Genomic DNA, 15,797 nt, shown 5'->3' with positions numbered 1-15,797 from the left:
TTACGTAAGCATATTTTCGCTATACGATAGCAAATAGAATCTATACGGCACTAAATCACAGTTATACGACACTATCCCTCCACTCACCCACAAAAAAACGATCCAGCATCAGCTGAACCGTCTCCTTCTTTTATTGAGCAAATCCTCTGCCGCACCGGAACCGAACAAGACGCCGATGACAATCAGCACGAAGCCACCCAAGTGGCCAGGCAGGATGGTTTCGTTCAGAATGATGGCCGCGGCGACCAGTGAGAACAGTGTATTGAGATTCATGAAGATGGCCGCTTTCGTCGGGCCGGCTTGTCCAATCGAGTAATTATAGAGCATGTGGCCGATGGATGTGCCGATGACCGCGGAGAAGAAAAAGGCCAGCCAGAACCGCGGCGGAACTTCAGCAAATGCCGCCATGCCGCCCGGCTCCTGCACAAGCGAGATGAGGAACAGCACGATGCTGCCGGTGATGAACATATAGCCGGTCATCAGGCGCGGATCGAGATTCTTCGCCGCGTTGGCGATGACGATATAGCTGAGCACCTGGGTCAGGATCGAGATGAAGACGAACAGGTCGCCGATATTCATGCCGCTCGTCGGACCGCTGCCGACGCGCACGGTGATGACGACACCGGCGAGGCCGATGATGACACCGAGCCATTGCAGGCGCGAGGGATAATTGCGCATGATCAGCGACACCAGCACCGCCGTCAGCATCGGACCCGTTCCCAGGATCAGGCCGGCGTTTGTGCCGGTGGTCAAAGTCAGCGCATTCGACAGGAAATAATGATGCGAGACGACATTCAACAACGAGCCGAGCAGGATGTATTTCCAATCGACGCGTGTTGGCCAGCGCAGCAGACGGAAGTACGCGAGGATGACGAAGACTGAAACGCCTGCAAGGAGAATCCGGAAGGCGGTCAACGTGACAGGGCCGACAAATTCGACCATATATTTAACTGTTGCGAGGTTAAATCCCCAAACGATCATGACGCCTGTCAGGATCATGTATACTTTCCATTGCTTCAATCCAGTCATGCCTTCTTTCGGGTTTCGAATAAATATTCATTTTACGCCCTGTCAGCTTGATTGTAAATATCTATCCCGCATAATCATAAGCTTTTCGCCCGACCAGCAGGCTGAATGCGATGAACGCCACCAGCGACAGCAGCACCGGAAACGTCACGGTGTGGACGCCGAGCAGGTTGCCATATTCCTGGTTATAGAAATGCAGCGCGACATAGGTGCCGATCCCTGTAATCATCGAGGCGATGGCCCCGTATTTATTGCCCCATTTCCAGTAAAGCCCGAGCACGACCGGCCAGATAAAGGCGGCTTCCAAGCCACCGAACGCGAATAAATTCAGGAATATCAGCAAGTCCGGCGGGTCGAGCGCCAACAGGAAGACCCCGATTCCGAGCATAGCCGTTACGCCGAACGAAATGCGTTTGATGGTTTTCAATTCCGCTTCCGGTTTTATGTAATTCAAATAGACGTCGCGGACAATTGAGGAACTGACGATCAACAGCAGCGAATCGACGGTCGACATGATGGCCGCCATCGGTGCAGCGAGCACAATTCCGGCTAGCCATGCCGGCAACGTTTCCAGCGCAATCAGCGGAATGACTTTATCGCCGACTTCGATGCCTGGCAGGATCGGGCGCGCGAATACGCCGATCAAGTGCATATTGAGCATGATGATACCGGTGACGAGCGTCCCGATGATCAGTGCGCGGTGCATCGAGCGTGAGTTTTTATAGGACATCGCCCGTACCGCTATCTGCGGCAAGCCGACGACGCCTACGCCGACCAGGATCCAGAAGGACGACACATAAGCCGCTGACAAATTACCTTCGGCACCATAAGGCGTTACGAGATTCGGGTTTTCATTGATTAAATCCTGGACGATATTCGGAATCCCGCCGCCCGCGACAATGACCGCAACGAGCAGGATCAGTGTACCGATCAGCATGACCGCGCCCTGCACGGCATCCGTCAGCGCAACCGCGCGGAATCCGCCGATGGTGACGTACACCAGCACGGACACCGCAAACAGGAATAACGCCGAGTTGTACGACAGCCCGGTCAGCGATTCGATCAGCCGTGCACCGCCAATCCACTGCGCAGCCATGGCGGAGAACAGGAAAATGATGATGCTTAACGCAGACAATAAAACCACGGCTTTGCTGTCGTAGCGAGCTTTCAGGAAATCAATCATCGTCACCGCTTTATAACGGCGCGCCATGATGGCGAATTTCTTGCCGAGAATCATCAGCACAAAATAGCCAGTGACCACTTGCGTCATCGCCAGCAGTACCCAGCCAAAGCCCATGGTATAAGCTGTTCCGGGACCACCCAGGAAACTCGACGCACTGCCGTAAGTCGCGACCATCGTCATCGCCAGCACAAAGCCGCCAAGTTCACGGCCGCCAAGGAAATAGTCAGCGATGAAGTTCGATGACGACGCCAGCTTGCGGCTCGACCAATAGCCGATAAAAAAGATGAGGATCAAAAAGACGATCATCGGAATCAAAACAGCATAATTCATCGTTTCTCCTCCTCTTCCTCGTCAAACGGCACTTCTACAAAAAAGAATTTCACAATGACAATCACGAGTAGCGCGATCACCAGGAACCCCACTACACAACTGTAGAAGAACCATGCCGGCAGCCCGAAGACATAGGTATATTCTTCCACCGGCGCCGAACCCATGCCATAAGCGAAGCCAAACCACCAAACAAAATTGAACAGCGCCAACCCAACGCCGATCAGCGCTTCCCGGTGGGCAATCTTAAACCGCCAATCCGTTCCGTTCATCTTTCCCACTCCATTTCTGTACCTATCATTTTCTTATCGTACCATTATTTTCTAGAATGAATAATGGTGTGTGGTGATTTTTGTCCTTTTACTTTGGATAGTTGTTTTCTTTTGATGGGAGCTTTTCGAAAATTAGATTCGTAAGATAAAATCCCCAAACCGTAAGATAGAAATCGAAAAACGTAAGATAGAAATGCGAAATCATAAGATACCCATCCAAAATCATAAGATAGAACTTCACCTCTATGAGTTAACCCACTATCTGCCAAGATCGGGCGGCGGCCGAAGCGCCGCCCACTGGGCAGTCCGCCGGCAGCGGACTGCTTTCCATTCGAATGCACTTTTCTTTCGATGAAACCCGCACGAAAAATCTGCACGTTAAGTAAAATCTGCTATATGGCAACAAACCGTCGCTATACGTCACCAAAAGCAATCTATACGACACCAAACCTCCGCTATATGACACTAAAACCACTCAATCCAACAACGAACCTCCACCAAACAAAAAACCCAGAAGCAGCCGCTCCCGGGTCCAAAAATTATCTCGCTAATAAATATTCAACATATTTGCGCCAATACGTATTTTTCGCATGCTCGAGGTCCGGCTGGATGCTCGGGAACGGCAGGAACGCCTGTGGTGCTGATGCGAATCTTCTCAGGATTTCACTGTCGAACACCGTGGTACCCGGCGCTACGCCCTCACTCAATACGGCATTGCCGTCGAGGTCGAACGCGATGGTGACTGGCACCGCTTCCGCACGTCCTTCTTCATTCAACATGAAAACATTGCCTGTGCCGTTGTAGCGGTCAAAAATCCAGGCGTCTTTCAAGGCGACGGCATCCGCCGCTTCATTGACGATGATGGACGCATTGGCCGTTTTGCCATAAGGCACGGCATCCGTAATCGGTTCTTCCGTCATGATGAGGACTTCGTAGATCGCAATCGGATTGTTCTGGTCTGCCGGATCAAGAGCGCGGTAGGCGTCGAGCCACTTCGAATTGTCCGCCGGCAGCTGTGATTTCCGCAAAACCTTGCCAGGCATTGCCTGTGCGATGCCGTCGACATGCAGGAAGACACGGTCGTCGACATTGACTTCAAGCCATTCTTCTTCGATAAGGTAGGTCATGAACAGTTTTTCGCTCGAATAGATTTCAATGCTCATTGGAGTTGAGCCCGCATCGATTTTGCCTACGACACCTTCAATTGGACTGATGAGCGCAGGTTTTGCCATGTTTTGTTCCAATTGGGCTTCAATGACCGCGAGTTGGGTTTCGAGCGTGGCGATGCGCTGTTCTGCTTCCGCAATACCCGCTGCATAAGAACCGTCCTGCGGAACTTCGACTTCCATTTGAACATTCACGTCGAGTTCAACAGTATCACCGTTTGGCGTCGTTGTTGTATCGCTGTTGGATGAAGAGCCTGTAGTCGGACGCGACTGGCGGGACTGCGCCGTTTCAAGATCTCTCAAAACGGTGCGGACTTCACTCAATTCATCGTTCAGCGCGTCTTCTTCCGCTTCCCAGATCGCACGCTGTTCTTCACTTTCCGCTTCATTCAGCAGCGCCAGTTCAGTGCCGGCTTCGACATAATCGCCTTCATTGATGATCCATTGTTCGACGGCATCCGAATCCTGGATGAAAATTTCCGTAGCAGCAAGTGGCGCTGTGACTGCCTCTTTCGGCATTTTTTCTGTGTAGCTGCTGGTATATGCACGTTCGTATTCATTAACATAGAGTTTTTTCGGCACAATGCTTTTATCGCTGAACAATAAAATTGCATTGATTGCCAAAAAAGCGGTGATGGCGACGGATAAGCCGATCATAAAGTATTTATTCACCCGGAACCACTCCTTCCGTAAAGCCTTCGATCATGTCGGCAAGCGGCACAAAACTCAATGCTCCGATTGCCAGCGCGATCAGAACATGCAGCAGGATCAGGCCAAACAGCAGCAATTTCGGTGAAAATTTCACGTAATTGCGCAGGAAGCGGTATTGGATGGCAATGATGAGCGATGTGAAAACCGTTAATTGATTGAAGGAAAGAATGATAAATGAATGATTAAAGAACATGGCCGCCAACGGGCCGAATGAAAATATTGATAAATATGTAGTGTAGCCGAGCACCGCGAACAGGAAGAACAGCAAGACTTTTTCAATAACCAGAATAGCTGTCACATAAGTCTGCATGACCAGCGCCGCACGCCACGGAGCTTTTAAAATGCGGCTGAACAGGAACGCCGCTCCGTATGTATGAAAAGCTAAATAGACTCCTGCCCAGATCAAGGTACCGGCAAGAGAAGTCCAGCGGGCAAGTGTATAAGTATCCATGTCCCCCGCCACCAGATACGGTGTCAGGGATGCGCTGTTCATGCCCCAAATTTCCCGCAGCGCAAAAAGAAGGACGCCAAGGGCAAATATCCAACCGAGCCGCTTATTGAAATGGCGCATTTCTGAATTCTCAAGATTATGTATCAGTTGTCCCTGTCTGGCGAAATAATGCCAGAACTTAAAATCGAATATCATAAGGCCTTATTCCCTTCATGGCGATTGCGCTTCCGCGTATGTGAACCTTCCCTTACTTTACCAAAAACCGATGGACTTTGGAATGCTAAGACTGGTACAATTTTCAAAAAATATATTATCAGAATTGTTCCGGTGCCTCCCACCCGAAAATTTGCAAAGAAAAAACTCCCGCACGCGGCGGGAGTTTCAGCTAACTTACTCGATTGGTGTATATTTCTTATGTGAGATCACGGTCATATTAGAAGCTGCACCAATTTCTTTTGCATCTTCAGGTGAAATTTCAACAATCACCGAGTTGTCCATAATTTTAAAGATGGTGCCATTGACGTCAACGCCATTACGGGTAAAGGAAATCCATTCTCCGATGCGGCGGGCCGCTACGAATTCTGATACTTCTTTTTCATGTGGTTGGAATGCCATTGTTATCCACGCCTCTCTTTTAGAAACAATATCTATTTATTATATCATAAATACATGAAAATATCATCTTTTGACTCTGGGAATGTTCCTGTCAAAATGAATATATTATTCTTGTATTTCAGTAAAACGGCGTACTGCACATAATTCATTCGCATATTTGGTGCCGGCAATTTCAATGATTTCAATCGCTTTGCCGGCTGTCGGAGAATGGACCATCAATCCATTGCCATAATAGATGCCAACATGGCGTACCGCTGCGCGCCCGTTATCATCGGCGAAAAATAAAAGATCTCCCTTCCACCAGCTTTCCGGTGAATGCTGGTCCACCGCTTTTCCTTCCCAAGCCTGGTCGCCGGCATCACGGGAAATCCGGATGCCGTTCGCTTTCATTATATTGAATGTCAGTCCCGAACAATCATAGCCATAGCTCGACATGCCGCCCCAGAAATATTGCAGGTTCAGAAATTCCTCAGCCGACTCGGCAATATTCCTGCCTGTCCCTATCATTGAATCCTGGAACTGCGATACGATTTCCACCTGGTTCCCTGAGATGAAGGCGTCTCCATCCGGTGTCTGGACACGGACATATTCGCCGGTTTCTTTAATAGGGAGCAAGGCGTTAAAAGGAATGGTGGCCAATGGCTTAAAATCCACCGTCCATAGCTGCGCGTGCATCGTAATTACGCGGACAAAGCCGGATTCCCGAATCAGCTCCACTTCCTCTAATTGAGCAACCGGCACCCACCCCGGATAGCCGCGCTCATCTTTGCCACTCGGCTGCCAGGTCGCCGTAATTTTTGCCCATCCATCACTAATTTCATCAATCTCAACCGGTTCTCCGTACAGCAATTGTGTTTCAACTCTTTCACTTTCCATGAGGTCGCGCGTCTGTTCCGCGTTCATCGCTTCTATCCAATTATTGATGCGCCCCTCTGCCGAAAGGCCTTCCGCATCAATATCCCGCGCTTTATCCGGCGCATTCCAGACCGTTGCCACCGGTACACGGCATACCCAGAGAGTCGATTGTGTCTGCATCATTCCCATTCCCCTTTTCATCCCCGATTAAAAATTATCGTTTCATTCGACTCCCGGCAAAATTGTCAATGTCATTTCATGGGCGTCAAGTCTTGCCATCACTCCGAGAGGCACAGAGAAATGCGGTTCGCAGTGGCCGATTTTAAAGCCTTTGACAACCGGAATGCCGAGATCTTTGAAATAATGGTCAAAAACCTGATCGAGGCTCAGCGATTCATCCGGCTTTTTCGGATCGGAATTCTTGAAATCGCCGATCACCACTCCAGCCAGTCCTTCGAATTTCCGTGCCAACCTCAGCTGATTCAACATCTCATCAACCTCGAACGGCTGTTCATTCGTATCTTCAATCAATAAAATCTTATCTTTCGTATCAATTTCGAATTTTGTTCCGATGCTGCTGCGCAATAAAGACAGATTGCCGCCGACCAATTCACCCTGCGCCACCCCTCTGCTGAGTGGAGTCAATGTGGAAATCCCTTCGTCATAATGAAGCTCGAAAGGCGCGAATAATTGCCCGAACATGCGGCCGCTGCGTTCATGGAATTCTTCCTTCCCAACGTCGGATGCAAGCATGGGGCCATGGAAAGTTACAAGTTCCGCATACTGTCCGATCGCTGTATGTAAAAACGTGATATCCGAATAACCCCAGAAGACTTTCGGATTTTCCTTGATCAACGCAAAATCAACGCGTTCCGTATAGCGGGCGGCTCCGTATCCGCCTCCCGCACAAATGATGCCCGCGATTTCGGTGTCTTCGAACATGGCGTGCAGATCCGCCAACCGCTCTTCGTCAGTTCCCGCCAGATAGCCTTGCTTCGCTTCCACGGATTTGCCCATCTTCACTTTCAAGCCCATCCCTTCAAGAAAAGGCAGCGCCTGTTTCAAATTCTCCAGGTCCGGCGGGCTGGAAGGCGCGACGATGCCTACAGTATCGCCTTTTTTCAATCGTTTCGGTAATGTCCGCATCTGTATCTACTCCTCTTTTGTATTAATTAAATTGAACTTTGCAGTAACCGATATTCCGCAAAACAGCTTCGCTTTCCTGGCTGCTTGCGCTGAGCTAACTCTTGCTCGTTACACTTCGCCCGAGTGGATCTCAGCACTTCACTTGGTCGCCTGGGAGTCTTCGCTGTTTTGCTCCATATCTTAAAAGATTTCTTTCACCGTTCATCTAAAACGAATAAGAGATTTATAATTAAAACTTTCATATTATCTATCAGCTCGGATGCCATACCGAATTTACTTCTTTCCAATATAGCAATGCCCCCTCCATTCTTCAAGCTGGCGCCATCGTGCATAATTACCCAATACAATTAATACTTATTATATTTGAATTATTTAGAATTTTTAGTAATAAAGTATCATGACAAGAATTTGATTTTTCAATACAATGAAAACAAGTTATAAATCCACTAAGAATTTATAGCTTACACGCAAGATCTTCTGTACAAACTTAGAAAAGACAAAAGGAGCGGATTGGTATGAATTTCGACAAAGTACTTGAAATGGGATGGGAAGATCTTGCACTGGGAATTGGTGGCTCAGCAGTCGTTATGCTGTTCGTCAACTTTTTCACAATGATGTAGAGGTGACTCATGTATACTTACAAACCATAAAACCCCTTTTCCGGATTATTAGGAAACGGGGTTTTTGCTGTTCAAAATTATATGTATGCAAATGAAAACGCCTCCCCTGATTCTTGCCGGGCAGACGCTGTCATTTGAATATGAATTTCACGAGACTGGTATCAGGCTTCACTTGGCAGACCTCCATTAAGCTGTTGTAGCGCCATAAGTTCCTGGAACATCCTTTCGTCCCTAGACTCGAGCGCATAATCGATCATTCGTTCAAAATTCTCGTGTTCCAGGAATTCGATTGCTTCCATTGCTTCGGTCCTTGCTTGATCAGGAATTTCTGCAATACCCGCACTTTCACCTTGCAGGATGGATTGGAGATGCATATGAATATCAGAGACAAGCAGAAGTTGGTACAGCGGCAGACGGATAAACCGGTTCCCTTTCTGGAAAACAAATACTTCAGACAGATTCTCGACCTGGAATGTATTCGTGTTGACTACGATTTCTTTCCCTTCAACCGGGATGAAATGGAATAATTCATCATCTTTCATAATTGAGAGGTACTGGTAGGCAAAGACGAATTTTACAAGATGATCTTCTTTCTTTGTATAGAACGGCTTCATCATTTTGACATGCAACATGACGGTTCCCCCCTCTCTGAATTTAGAATATTCTGTTTAGTTAATCATATCATATATTCCCCATTTCGTAACTAAAAAAACACAAGAATTATCTTCTTGTGCTGAAACCTTTTATTTTTGATTTTCCTGAAGTGGCCAGGAATTGGATCCGATCTTTCTTTACCCGCACGAACAGCTGGGACAGCGCGTCAAACAAGAAACTTTCAAACTCCTTATCGTTGGACTCACCTTGGACAAAAATGATTTTTTTGAGATCAAAATCAATTTGGACTGTCGCCAATAAACCATTGCATGCCTCGACATTCCTGAACGTATAGCAGCCTCCATCACTGGAGACCTGAAAGCGGATTTTTTCATAGCGTTTTTCAGCAGTCAATAAAAAAAGTTCCCATACCTCAATATCTTCCTGATTCAGAACTTGCTGCAAATCAGGAATTTCCAATACATATACGTTATCCAAGGTTTTGCTCCCATCTACATTTAGTAGGTATTTTGCCTTACACTTTATCCAGTATAATCTAACTTCCCTCAAAAAAGAACTCTCTCTGAAAATATATTTACAACCGGGTTCCGGCGTCAACTTTTCTTCTTCGTTTACGGACCCGCCTGAAACTAGTATAATAGAAGGAAAGTTTTATTTTGGGGCGATGCAAATGGCTACGGTTCAATCCCTGGCACAACAATATGAAGAGACTATACACAATTATATGGCTGCTATCGAAAGGTCCCTTAATCCCGCTCGTGCGACGGATGAGGAAATGGTTCGAAAAGCAGTCTTTTTAGTGCGCCATGACGGGGTGCAAATCCAGTCGTTCAATGAAGAAAGACTGCTTCTTGAAGCGATCGTCAAAGATGCCCATTCCGTTAAAGTCGTGATGAATTTCGAAAAACTGACAGCTGTCTGCGCCTGCCCGCAGGAAGATCTGTGCCGGCACCGGCTGGCGGTGATTTTTGCTTTATACCAAAAAATCGGCTCGCTGTCACAATGGGTGGCGGATTGGCGCGCACAGGAACAGGAACAGCTGTCCACAATCGGCAAAAAACGTTCGCCGCAGCAATGGAGAAAAGTGATCCAAAGTGTCTGGCGGGATCCGATCCCCGATTATACGACAAGAAATTATTTCTATTATGAACAAATGTATGAAGGCCGATTGAAGAATGCATTATCATTTGTGCCTCTTGAACGGGAATGGAAGACGCTTTTCCGCGCCTATGCCCACTTCATCTCATTATCCGAAGTTTGGGGCACCTATATCTCCGGCACCAATGATGTCCACCATTCCTTCTTCAAAACCTGGTTCGAAGATGAACTCCATGATCTCCGTGACCTGCTTGACCAGTTGCACGGCCAGCACCGGACATTCGAATCGGATGCTTTTTTTGACTACCTGCGGGATATGGTGCGTGATTTTGCGTCAATAAAAGACGGTTCTTCGTCGCAGCGTTTTACGGTCTATCAATTGTTCTGGACGAATCTTTTCACGAATGACCGGTTGCGGAAACAGGAGCTTGCAGCTTTCCCGCGGCCGGATGAGCGGATTATCGCCTTATTTGCCATTCTGCTGAAAGATCCGCTCGAGCTGAAAAAAATCACGCCGAACGAAGCCAATGACTGGATCCAGCTGGCGATTCTAGCTGAAGAAGAACAGAACCAGCAGGCTCTTGAAGTGATATTGCTGGCAGTCAAGCCGCATGTGAAGACATTCCTATTCGAAGGCTTGTACACACAATACCGCCATCAATATGTCCGGACATTAAGCCGGCTGTTTTCCCTGATCCATTTGAGTGAAAGGGATTGGGAAGATCTGTTCCGTCAATTCGGCCATTACGGATTGCCCGCCTATTCCACATATTTAATCGAAAAAGGCTTTTTCAAGCAATGGGCGGAACTTCACCATATGCATAACTCTCCTCTCTACTTCGCAGAAGAATGCGGATTGAAGGAAGTGCACGAAGCTGCGCCGGATTATGCGCTGCCGCTTTATCACCGCTACGCGATGGCCCATTTGGATGACCGCAGCCGCGCCAGCTACAAACAGGCGGTGCGAATCTGGAAGAAAATGAAATCCGCTTGCAAGAAGAGCGATCAAATGGAATTTTGGAAATCCTATATAAAAGAAATCCGGACACAGAATAAACGTCTCCGCGCCTTGCAGGAAGAGATTGAGAAAGGAAATTTGGTATGACTCAATTCCAGACAGAAGGAAGCCGCATCTATTATTTAAAAGTCACCAAAGGAGAAAGCTTCCGGATTCAAGCCATCAATGAAACCGGCAATCGCATACCTCCAGAGATTTGGACTCCTTTTCTTTATTTCATGGACAAAGACAGTTTCTTCGGCTTGAAATCTGAAATGGATGGTCTCGACCTGGTGCTGTCACCTGCCGACTTTGTCAGGCTTTTCAACGGCAATGGCCATCATTATGTCACTTTCAAGGGCCAGACAGACACAGATATCGCCTGGCTGCAGCTTGCCGAAAAAGTATCGGATTCATTGAACGATCCGCGTTTATGGGATCACGTCAGTGTGGACGGCGACGATATCATTATCGACAGCAAGTATGGCGATAGCGATATCCAGGCGTTCCTGAGTGATACCATCAGCCAGCAGCTTCGCCAAAAAGGCCTGTCGACTGCACAGCTTCCGTATATCCAGCATTTCATCCAGCAAACGGGCTGGGATGGTCTCGAAGCTGCAGATGATTATGTAATCGCCGTCCAATTGAGTGAACCGGATGAATCACCGGACTGGTCATTCAAAGTAGTCCTCCGCTCCAAACGCGGCAGTGTCTACTGGACACCTTCCAAACGGCGGATGGATGAGCCCCTTGAAAAGGTGCTGCCTGAGAAATGGCGCAGCCGCCACGCTGAAATAGCGGAAAAACAAGCCCTGATTTTGAGCCTTTGCCCGTCTGTTGATGGTTTCGATGAAACGAAACTTTATCACGAAGAGTGGACAGATGCCCAAGTTCTTGAATTTTTACGCAGCGATACGGAAATCCTTCAGGCATTCGGCATTGAAGTTTCCATTCCGTCCTGGCTCCAGGCTGTACAGGAATCGAAAGTGCGCGTGAAAGCCAATGTCCATTCACCCGCCAAGAAAGCATCGGTTGTCGGACTCGACCAGATCATCCGCTTTGACTGGCAGTTCTCGCTGAACGGCCACGAACTCAGCATGCAGGATTTTGAAAGGCTCGTTTCCGAGAACAAGGAATTTATCCGCATCGGCAATGAATGGGTACGGGTCGATTCCAACCTACTGATGCAGCTCCGCAAAATGATCGACGAAGCGGATGACGCCGATTGGACGATCAAGGACATGCTGTTCCAGAACGTGCCGGAAATCATGCTTGAAGAGGCCGCTGAAGAAGACGATCCGCTCGTCGAGTTCAATTTGAATAAATCATTGAAGGTTTTATTGGATAAACTGCTCGATAAGCGGGATCTGCCGGAAACAGCGATCCCCGCAAACCTGAATACTGAGCTCCGCCCTTATCAAAAAACAGGCTTCGACTATCTCGTATTCATGCGGGAAGAAGGATTCGGTCTTTGCCTCGCGGATGACATGGGTCTCGGCAAGACGGTACAGCTGATTGCCTACCTGCTCCATGTCCATTCGGAAAAACAGGCGCACCCTTCACTGATCGTCTGCCCGACTTCTGTACTTGGCAACTGGCAAAAAGAACTTGAACGTTTTGCGCCTGATTTGAAAGTCTATATGCATTACGGTCCAGTTCGCCCGAAAGCGGAGGAATTCTCGCAATACCTGGAAGCCGAGCAGCCTGATGTGGTGTTGTCCACATACGGCATCGCTTCGTCCGACGCTGAAGAAATGCAGGACATTCCGTGGACCAGCATTACGCTTGATGAAGCACAGAACATCAAGAATATGTACACGAAACAATCGCGCACCATCCGCCGTTTCAAAGGCCAGCATCATATTGCGCTGACCGGGACGCCGATTGAGAACCGTCTTTCTGAATTATGGTCGATTTTCGACTTCATCAATAAAGGCTATCTGTACCGCATCAAGCAATTCCAGGAAACGTTCATGATTCCGATCGAGCGTGATGATTCGGAAGAAGCGAAGGATAAATTGCGCCAGCGCATCCAGCCTTTCCTGCTGCGCCGCACGAAGAAAGATCCTGAGCTTCAATTGAATCTGCCTGAAAAACAGGAGCAGCTTGAATACTGCCCGCTGACACCTGAACAAGCCGCCCTTTATGAAGGACTGGTTCAGGATACCGTCGAAAAAATGGAAACTTTGACCGGCTTCGAGAAAAAGGGCCTGGTGCTGAAAATGCTCAGCAAGTTGAAGCAATTATGCAACCATCCGTCCCTTTATTTGAAAGAGCCTTATACGACAGCGGAAGAAATTCTGCCCCGCTCCCAGAAACTCGAGCGGATTGTGACCTTGGCCGGCGAAATTGCCGAACGGGGAGAACAATGCCTGATTTTCACTCAATATATCGGAATGGGCCACCTGCTCCAGCAGGCCATCAATGAGCTGTATGGACATGAAGTGCCATTCCTGACAGGCAGCATGCCGAAAAACCAGCGGGATTCATTGGTCAACTCATTCCAGCAAGGCAAATTCCCGATTTTCATCCTGTCCCTGAAAGCCGGCGGAACCGGATTGAACCTGACTGCCGCAACACACGTCCTGCACGCGGACAGATGGTGGAATCCAGCCGTTGAAAATCAGGCCACTGACCGTGCCTACCGGATCGGTCAGACACAATTTGTGCATGTCCATAAATTCGTGACGATCGGCACCATCGAAGAAAAAATCGATTCGCTGCTGACGCAGAAGCAGACGATGTCTGAGCAGTTCATCCAGTCCAGCCAGTGGATGACAGAGCTGTCCGACAACGAGCTGAAAGAGCTGTTCACTTATTCTTTGTAAGTAGAAAAGCGGAAGCGGCCGTTCAGCTCCGACAAGCGTAAGACGATTTGGCGAAGCGGCATCTTTTCAGCCGCACAGCCAAAGTGGCTTACGACTCGAGGAGTTGGCCGCTGGAGTCTGGACAATAAAGAAAAGCGACTGTGCCCGTTAAGCTCTGAAAGGCATAAGACAGACCACGTAGACAGTAATATTTCTACTGCAAGAGGGCAGTTTAAAACCATGCTCCTGTATCGCTTCGCTGCTTCGTCGCAAAGACTTAGCCTCGCAAGCGTCGGCTAATGTCTTCGCAGCTGGGCTGGCTTATGACCCGAAGAACTGGGCCACAGGAGTCTGGACACCGAGAAAAGCGGAAGCAGCCGCACAGCTCTGACAAACTTAAGGCAAGAGATGGACCCATACTTTTTGGGTCCATCTTTTTTTGGATAAGCATGGGATAAAAAATTTTTTTGCACGAATTATGTAGTTTCTTTTTTTTATAATTTGAGCATGGTCGGGTCCCCACCCTTCCATGCTCCCCTCTTCTGAACATTGAATGAAACAACTGCCTCAAACTTTTGTAGCGGAACGGAAATGCTCCTTCAGTTCACTTAGCTCCCGTTCCGCCTCTGCCAATCGTCTATGGAGCAAAGCCGTAAGGCGGATCAGCTGCTCCATATGCACTTCCAATTGCTGTTGTACGTCTTTTGGCATGGCTAAGTGCCTCCCATTTACAAATTTGAATTACGCGTTAACCGGTTCCGCATCCGGTACAGGGAAATCAAAATCTGCTTCAGATTGAGGTTCCTTCTGCAATGGGGCGGCTTCTTCCTGCGCTTTTCTTCGGTCCAGGAAACGCACCTGATCACCAAGAATTTCGGTAACGTAGACCCTGGTTCCGTCTTCCCTGTCATAATGGCGGGACTGAAGTCTGCCCGAAATCGCAACAAGCGAGCCTTTCACACAGAACTTAGCGACATTGACTGCCGGCCTTCCCCAAGTCGAACACAGCACAAAATCACTTTCAATCTCGCCTTTCTGGTTCTTGTAATTCCGGGAAACAGCAACGATGAACGTAGTATGTACACGTCCTTCGCTTAATGTCCGTGACGATGGATCTTTGGTCAACCTGCCTACCAGTCCGACTTGATTCATGTTTTTCACCTCCTTTCGGTAAAATCAGCATACTAAATAAACTGAATTTTACGCAAAAGGCGAAAATCTGAATTTGACGAGTTTTCCGGCAGTCATATTTGATTTTTCAATCCTTGATGAAAATAAATATCTTCTTTATTCCTTACGGATACGGCTTATCCTGCTCCTGGCATAACAATTGCAAATAAGAATTTTAAAAGCTTTTCAAAACTATTTGAGGATTCGCCCGGAAATTCCAGGCTATGCTATACTGGAAAAAAGATTGTTTGGGAGGTAGACAGATGAAGACCTTTAAAATGCTGTCGATGGGGCTTGTCGATGAAGAGGAGATTATCAATTTCCCTCTTGAAGACGGCATTATCATCAACCAGGAGAACAGCCATCGTTCATGGGTTCTCGAAATGCTGATGGACCTGTCACACGAAGAAAGATTCAAGCAGATGATGAATTCGGGGAAAATCTATGATGTAAAAGTCGTCATTTCATATCCGGAAAACGAACCGGCCACGTTTGAAGTCGGTATTTATGCCGTAAAAAAAATCGGCAATCATATTTCCGTCCTGATGAAAGGCACATTGAAACGCGCCCGCCGCAAATATGCGGAAAGCTTGCTGTCGGAACTGTTGGAAGACGGCTTGGAAGGCGAACAATTGCTGACGCGTTTTGAAAGCGATATGCGGTCGCGCCCGGTGCTCCGCAAGGATGAAGCCAACAATTAATAATTTGGACATAATAAAAAGCAGCGCAGATAAGAAA

15 protein-coding genes are annotated in these 15,797 nt (G+C 48.0%); 3 read left to right on the top strand and 12 right to left on the bottom strand.

The features are described from left to right. Positions 1-108: 108 nt before the first annotated feature. The 10 genes from CXF70_RS08775 to CXF70_RS08730 all read right to left on the bottom strand — a co-directional run bounded on the left by CXF70_RS08775 (position 109) and on the right by CXF70_RS08730 (position 9,464). Positions 109-1,020 (bottom strand): DMT family transporter, encoded by a 912-nt coding sequence (locus CXF70_RS08775; RefSeq protein ID WP_101802331.1) that lies wholly within the window; start codon positions 1,018-1,020, stop codon positions 109-111. Positions 1,021-1,090: 70 nt separating this feature from the next. Beyond that, positions 1,091-2,539, bottom strand: a complete 1,449-nt coding sequence (panF, locus tag CXF70_RS08770) for a sodium/pantothenate symporter (protein WP_101802330.1) — start codon at positions 2,537-2,539, stop codon at positions 1,091-1,093. Beyond that, a complete protein-coding gene (locus tag CXF70_RS08765) occupies positions 2,536-2,808 on the bottom strand; it encodes a YhdT family protein (protein WP_101802329.1) in 273 nt (90 codons plus the stop codon). The genes panF and CXF70_RS08765 overlap by 4 nt, the downstream gene beginning before the upstream one ends. A gap of 539 nt (positions 2,809-3,347) precedes the next feature. Further along, positions 3,348-4,646: an efflux RND transporter periplasmic adaptor subunit gene (locus tag CXF70_RS08760; protein ID WP_101802328.1), complete on the bottom strand. Its 1,299-nt coding sequence runs from the start codon at positions 4,644-4,646 to the stop codon at positions 3,348-3,350. Further along, on the bottom strand, positions 4,639-5,331 hold the full coding sequence (locus tag CXF70_RS08755; protein ID WP_233208588.1) for a hypothetical protein: 693 nt from the start codon (positions 5,329-5,331) through the stop codon (positions 4,639-4,641). The genes CXF70_RS08760 and CXF70_RS08755 overlap by 8 nt, the downstream gene beginning before the upstream one ends. 195 nt (positions 5,332-5,526) lie before the next feature. Next, on the bottom strand, positions 5,527-5,751 hold the full coding sequence (locus tag CXF70_RS08750; RefSeq protein ID WP_101802327.1) for a DUF2187 family protein: 225 nt from the start codon (positions 5,749-5,751) through the stop codon (positions 5,527-5,529). Between the two features lie 105 nt (positions 5,752-5,856). Next, complete coding sequence (locus tag CXF70_RS08745; protein WP_101802326.1) at positions 5,857-6,789, bottom strand: C40 family peptidase; 933 nt, start codon at positions 6,787-6,789, stop codon at positions 5,857-5,859. A 39-nt stretch (positions 6,790-6,828) separates the two neighbouring features. Next, positions 6,829-7,752: a S66 peptidase family protein gene (locus CXF70_RS08740; protein WP_101802325.1), complete on the bottom strand. Its 924-nt coding sequence runs from the start codon at positions 7,750-7,752 to the stop codon at positions 6,829-6,831. A 781-nt stretch (positions 7,753-8,533) separates the two neighbouring features. Continuing rightward, positions 8,534-9,004: a transcriptional regulator gene (locus CXF70_RS08735; protein ID WP_101802324.1), complete on the bottom strand. Its 471-nt coding sequence runs from the start codon at positions 9,002-9,004 to the stop codon at positions 8,534-8,536. Positions 9,005-9,092: 88 nt separating this feature from the next. Then, complete coding sequence (locus CXF70_RS08730) at positions 9,093-9,464, bottom strand: hypothetical protein (RefSeq protein WP_101802323.1); 372 nt, start codon at positions 9,462-9,464, stop codon at positions 9,093-9,095. 193 nt (positions 9,465-9,657) lie between these two features. On the opposite strand from CXF70_RS08730, the gene CXF70_RS08725 reads away from it, so the two are divergent. Both CXF70_RS08725 and CXF70_RS08720 read left to right on the top strand, forming a co-directional pair. Further along, positions 9,658-11,190 (top strand): hypothetical protein, encoded by a 1,533-nt coding sequence (locus tag CXF70_RS08725; protein WP_101802322.1) that lies wholly within the window; start codon positions 9,658-9,660, stop codon positions 11,188-11,190. Beyond that, positions 11,187-13,910: a DEAD/DEAH box helicase gene (locus tag CXF70_RS08720; RefSeq protein ID WP_101802321.1), complete on the top strand. Its 2,724-nt coding sequence runs from the start codon at positions 11,187-11,189 to the stop codon at positions 13,908-13,910. The genes CXF70_RS08725 and CXF70_RS08720 overlap by 4 nt, the downstream gene beginning before the upstream one ends. A 546-nt stretch (positions 13,911-14,456) precedes the next feature. Here the strand turns inward: CXF70_RS08720 and CXF70_RS18360 are convergent. Together CXF70_RS18360 and CXF70_RS08715 are read right to left on the bottom strand one after the other, a co-directional pair. Then, entirely contained in the window at positions 14,457-14,600 is a 144-nt protein-coding gene (locus tag CXF70_RS18360) for a hypothetical protein (protein WP_165850181.1), read from the bottom strand. Positions 14,601-14,630: 30 nt separating this feature from the next. Then, positions 14,631-15,041: a single-stranded DNA-binding protein gene (locus tag CXF70_RS08715; protein ID WP_084244280.1), complete on the bottom strand. Its 411-nt coding sequence runs from the start codon at positions 15,039-15,041 to the stop codon at positions 14,631-14,633. A 281-nt stretch (positions 15,042-15,322) separates the two neighbouring features. Here CXF70_RS08715 and CXF70_RS08710 point away from each other — a divergent pair, with 281 nt between their 5' ends. Beyond that, the gene (locus CXF70_RS08710; RefSeq protein ID WP_084244278.1) at positions 15,323-15,760 is read left to right on the top strand and encodes a YwpF family protein; all 438 of its coding nucleotides are present in this window, start codon (positions 15,323-15,325) and stop codon (positions 15,758-15,760) included. The last annotated feature ends 37 nt before the right edge of the window (positions 15,761-15,797 follow it).

It is taken from the genome of Planomicrobium sp. MB-3u-38 (genome assembly GCF_002836425.1).
Lineage (GTDB): Bacteria > Bacillota > Bacilli > Bacillales_A > Planococcaceae > Planococcus > Planococcus okeanokoites.
This window is presented reverse-complemented; position numbering and strand designations above follow the sequence as displayed.

What these genes read in the sequence shown, in the direction of transcription:
- panF (WP_101802330.1), bottom strand. Translation starts at nt 2,539, where the DNA reads ATGAATTATGCTGTTTTGATTCCGATGATCGTCTTTTTGATCCTCATC.
- CXF70_RS08765 (WP_101802329.1), bottom strand. Translation starts at nt 2,808, where the DNA reads ATGAACGGAACGGATTGGCGGTTTAAGATTGCCCACCGGGAAGCGCTG.
- CXF70_RS08755 (WP_233208588.1), bottom strand. Translation starts at nt 5,331, where the DNA reads ATGATATTCGATTTTAAGTTCTGGCATTATTTCGCCAGACAGGGACAA.
- CXF70_RS08750 (WP_101802327.1), bottom strand. Translation starts at nt 5,751, where the DNA reads ATGGCATTCCAACCACATGAAAAAGAAGTATCAGAATTCGTAGCGGCC.
- CXF70_RS08745 (WP_101802326.1), bottom strand. Translation starts at nt 6,789, where the DNA reads ATGATGCAGACACAATCGACTCTCTGGGTATGCCGTGTACCGGTGGCA.
- CXF70_RS08740 (WP_101802325.1), bottom strand. Translation starts at nt 7,752, where the DNA reads ATGCGGACATTACCGAAACGATTGAAAAAAGGCGATACTGTAGGCATC.
- CXF70_RS08735 (WP_101802324.1), bottom strand. Translation starts at nt 9,004, where the DNA reads ATGTTGCATGTCAAAATGATGAAGCCGTTCTATACAAAGAAAGAAGAT.
- CXF70_RS08725 (WP_101802322.1), top strand. Translation starts at nt 9,658, where the DNA reads ATGGCTACGGTTCAATCCCTGGCACAACAATATGAAGAGACTATACAC.
- CXF70_RS08720 (WP_101802321.1), top strand. Translation starts at nt 11,187, where the DNA reads ATGACTCAATTCCAGACAGAAGGAAGCCGCATCTATTATTTAAAAGTC.
- CXF70_RS18360 (WP_165850181.1), bottom strand. Translation starts at nt 14,600, where the DNA reads ATGCCAAAAGACGTACAACAGCAATTGGAAGTGCATATGGAGCAGCTG.
- CXF70_RS08715 (WP_084244280.1), bottom strand. Translation starts at nt 15,041, where the DNA reads ATGAATCAAGTCGGACTGGTAGGCAGGTTGACCAAAGATCCATCGTCA.
- CXF70_RS08710 (WP_084244278.1), top strand. Translation starts at nt 15,323, where the DNA reads ATGAAGACCTTTAAAATGCTGTCGATGGGGCTTGTCGATGAAGAGGAG.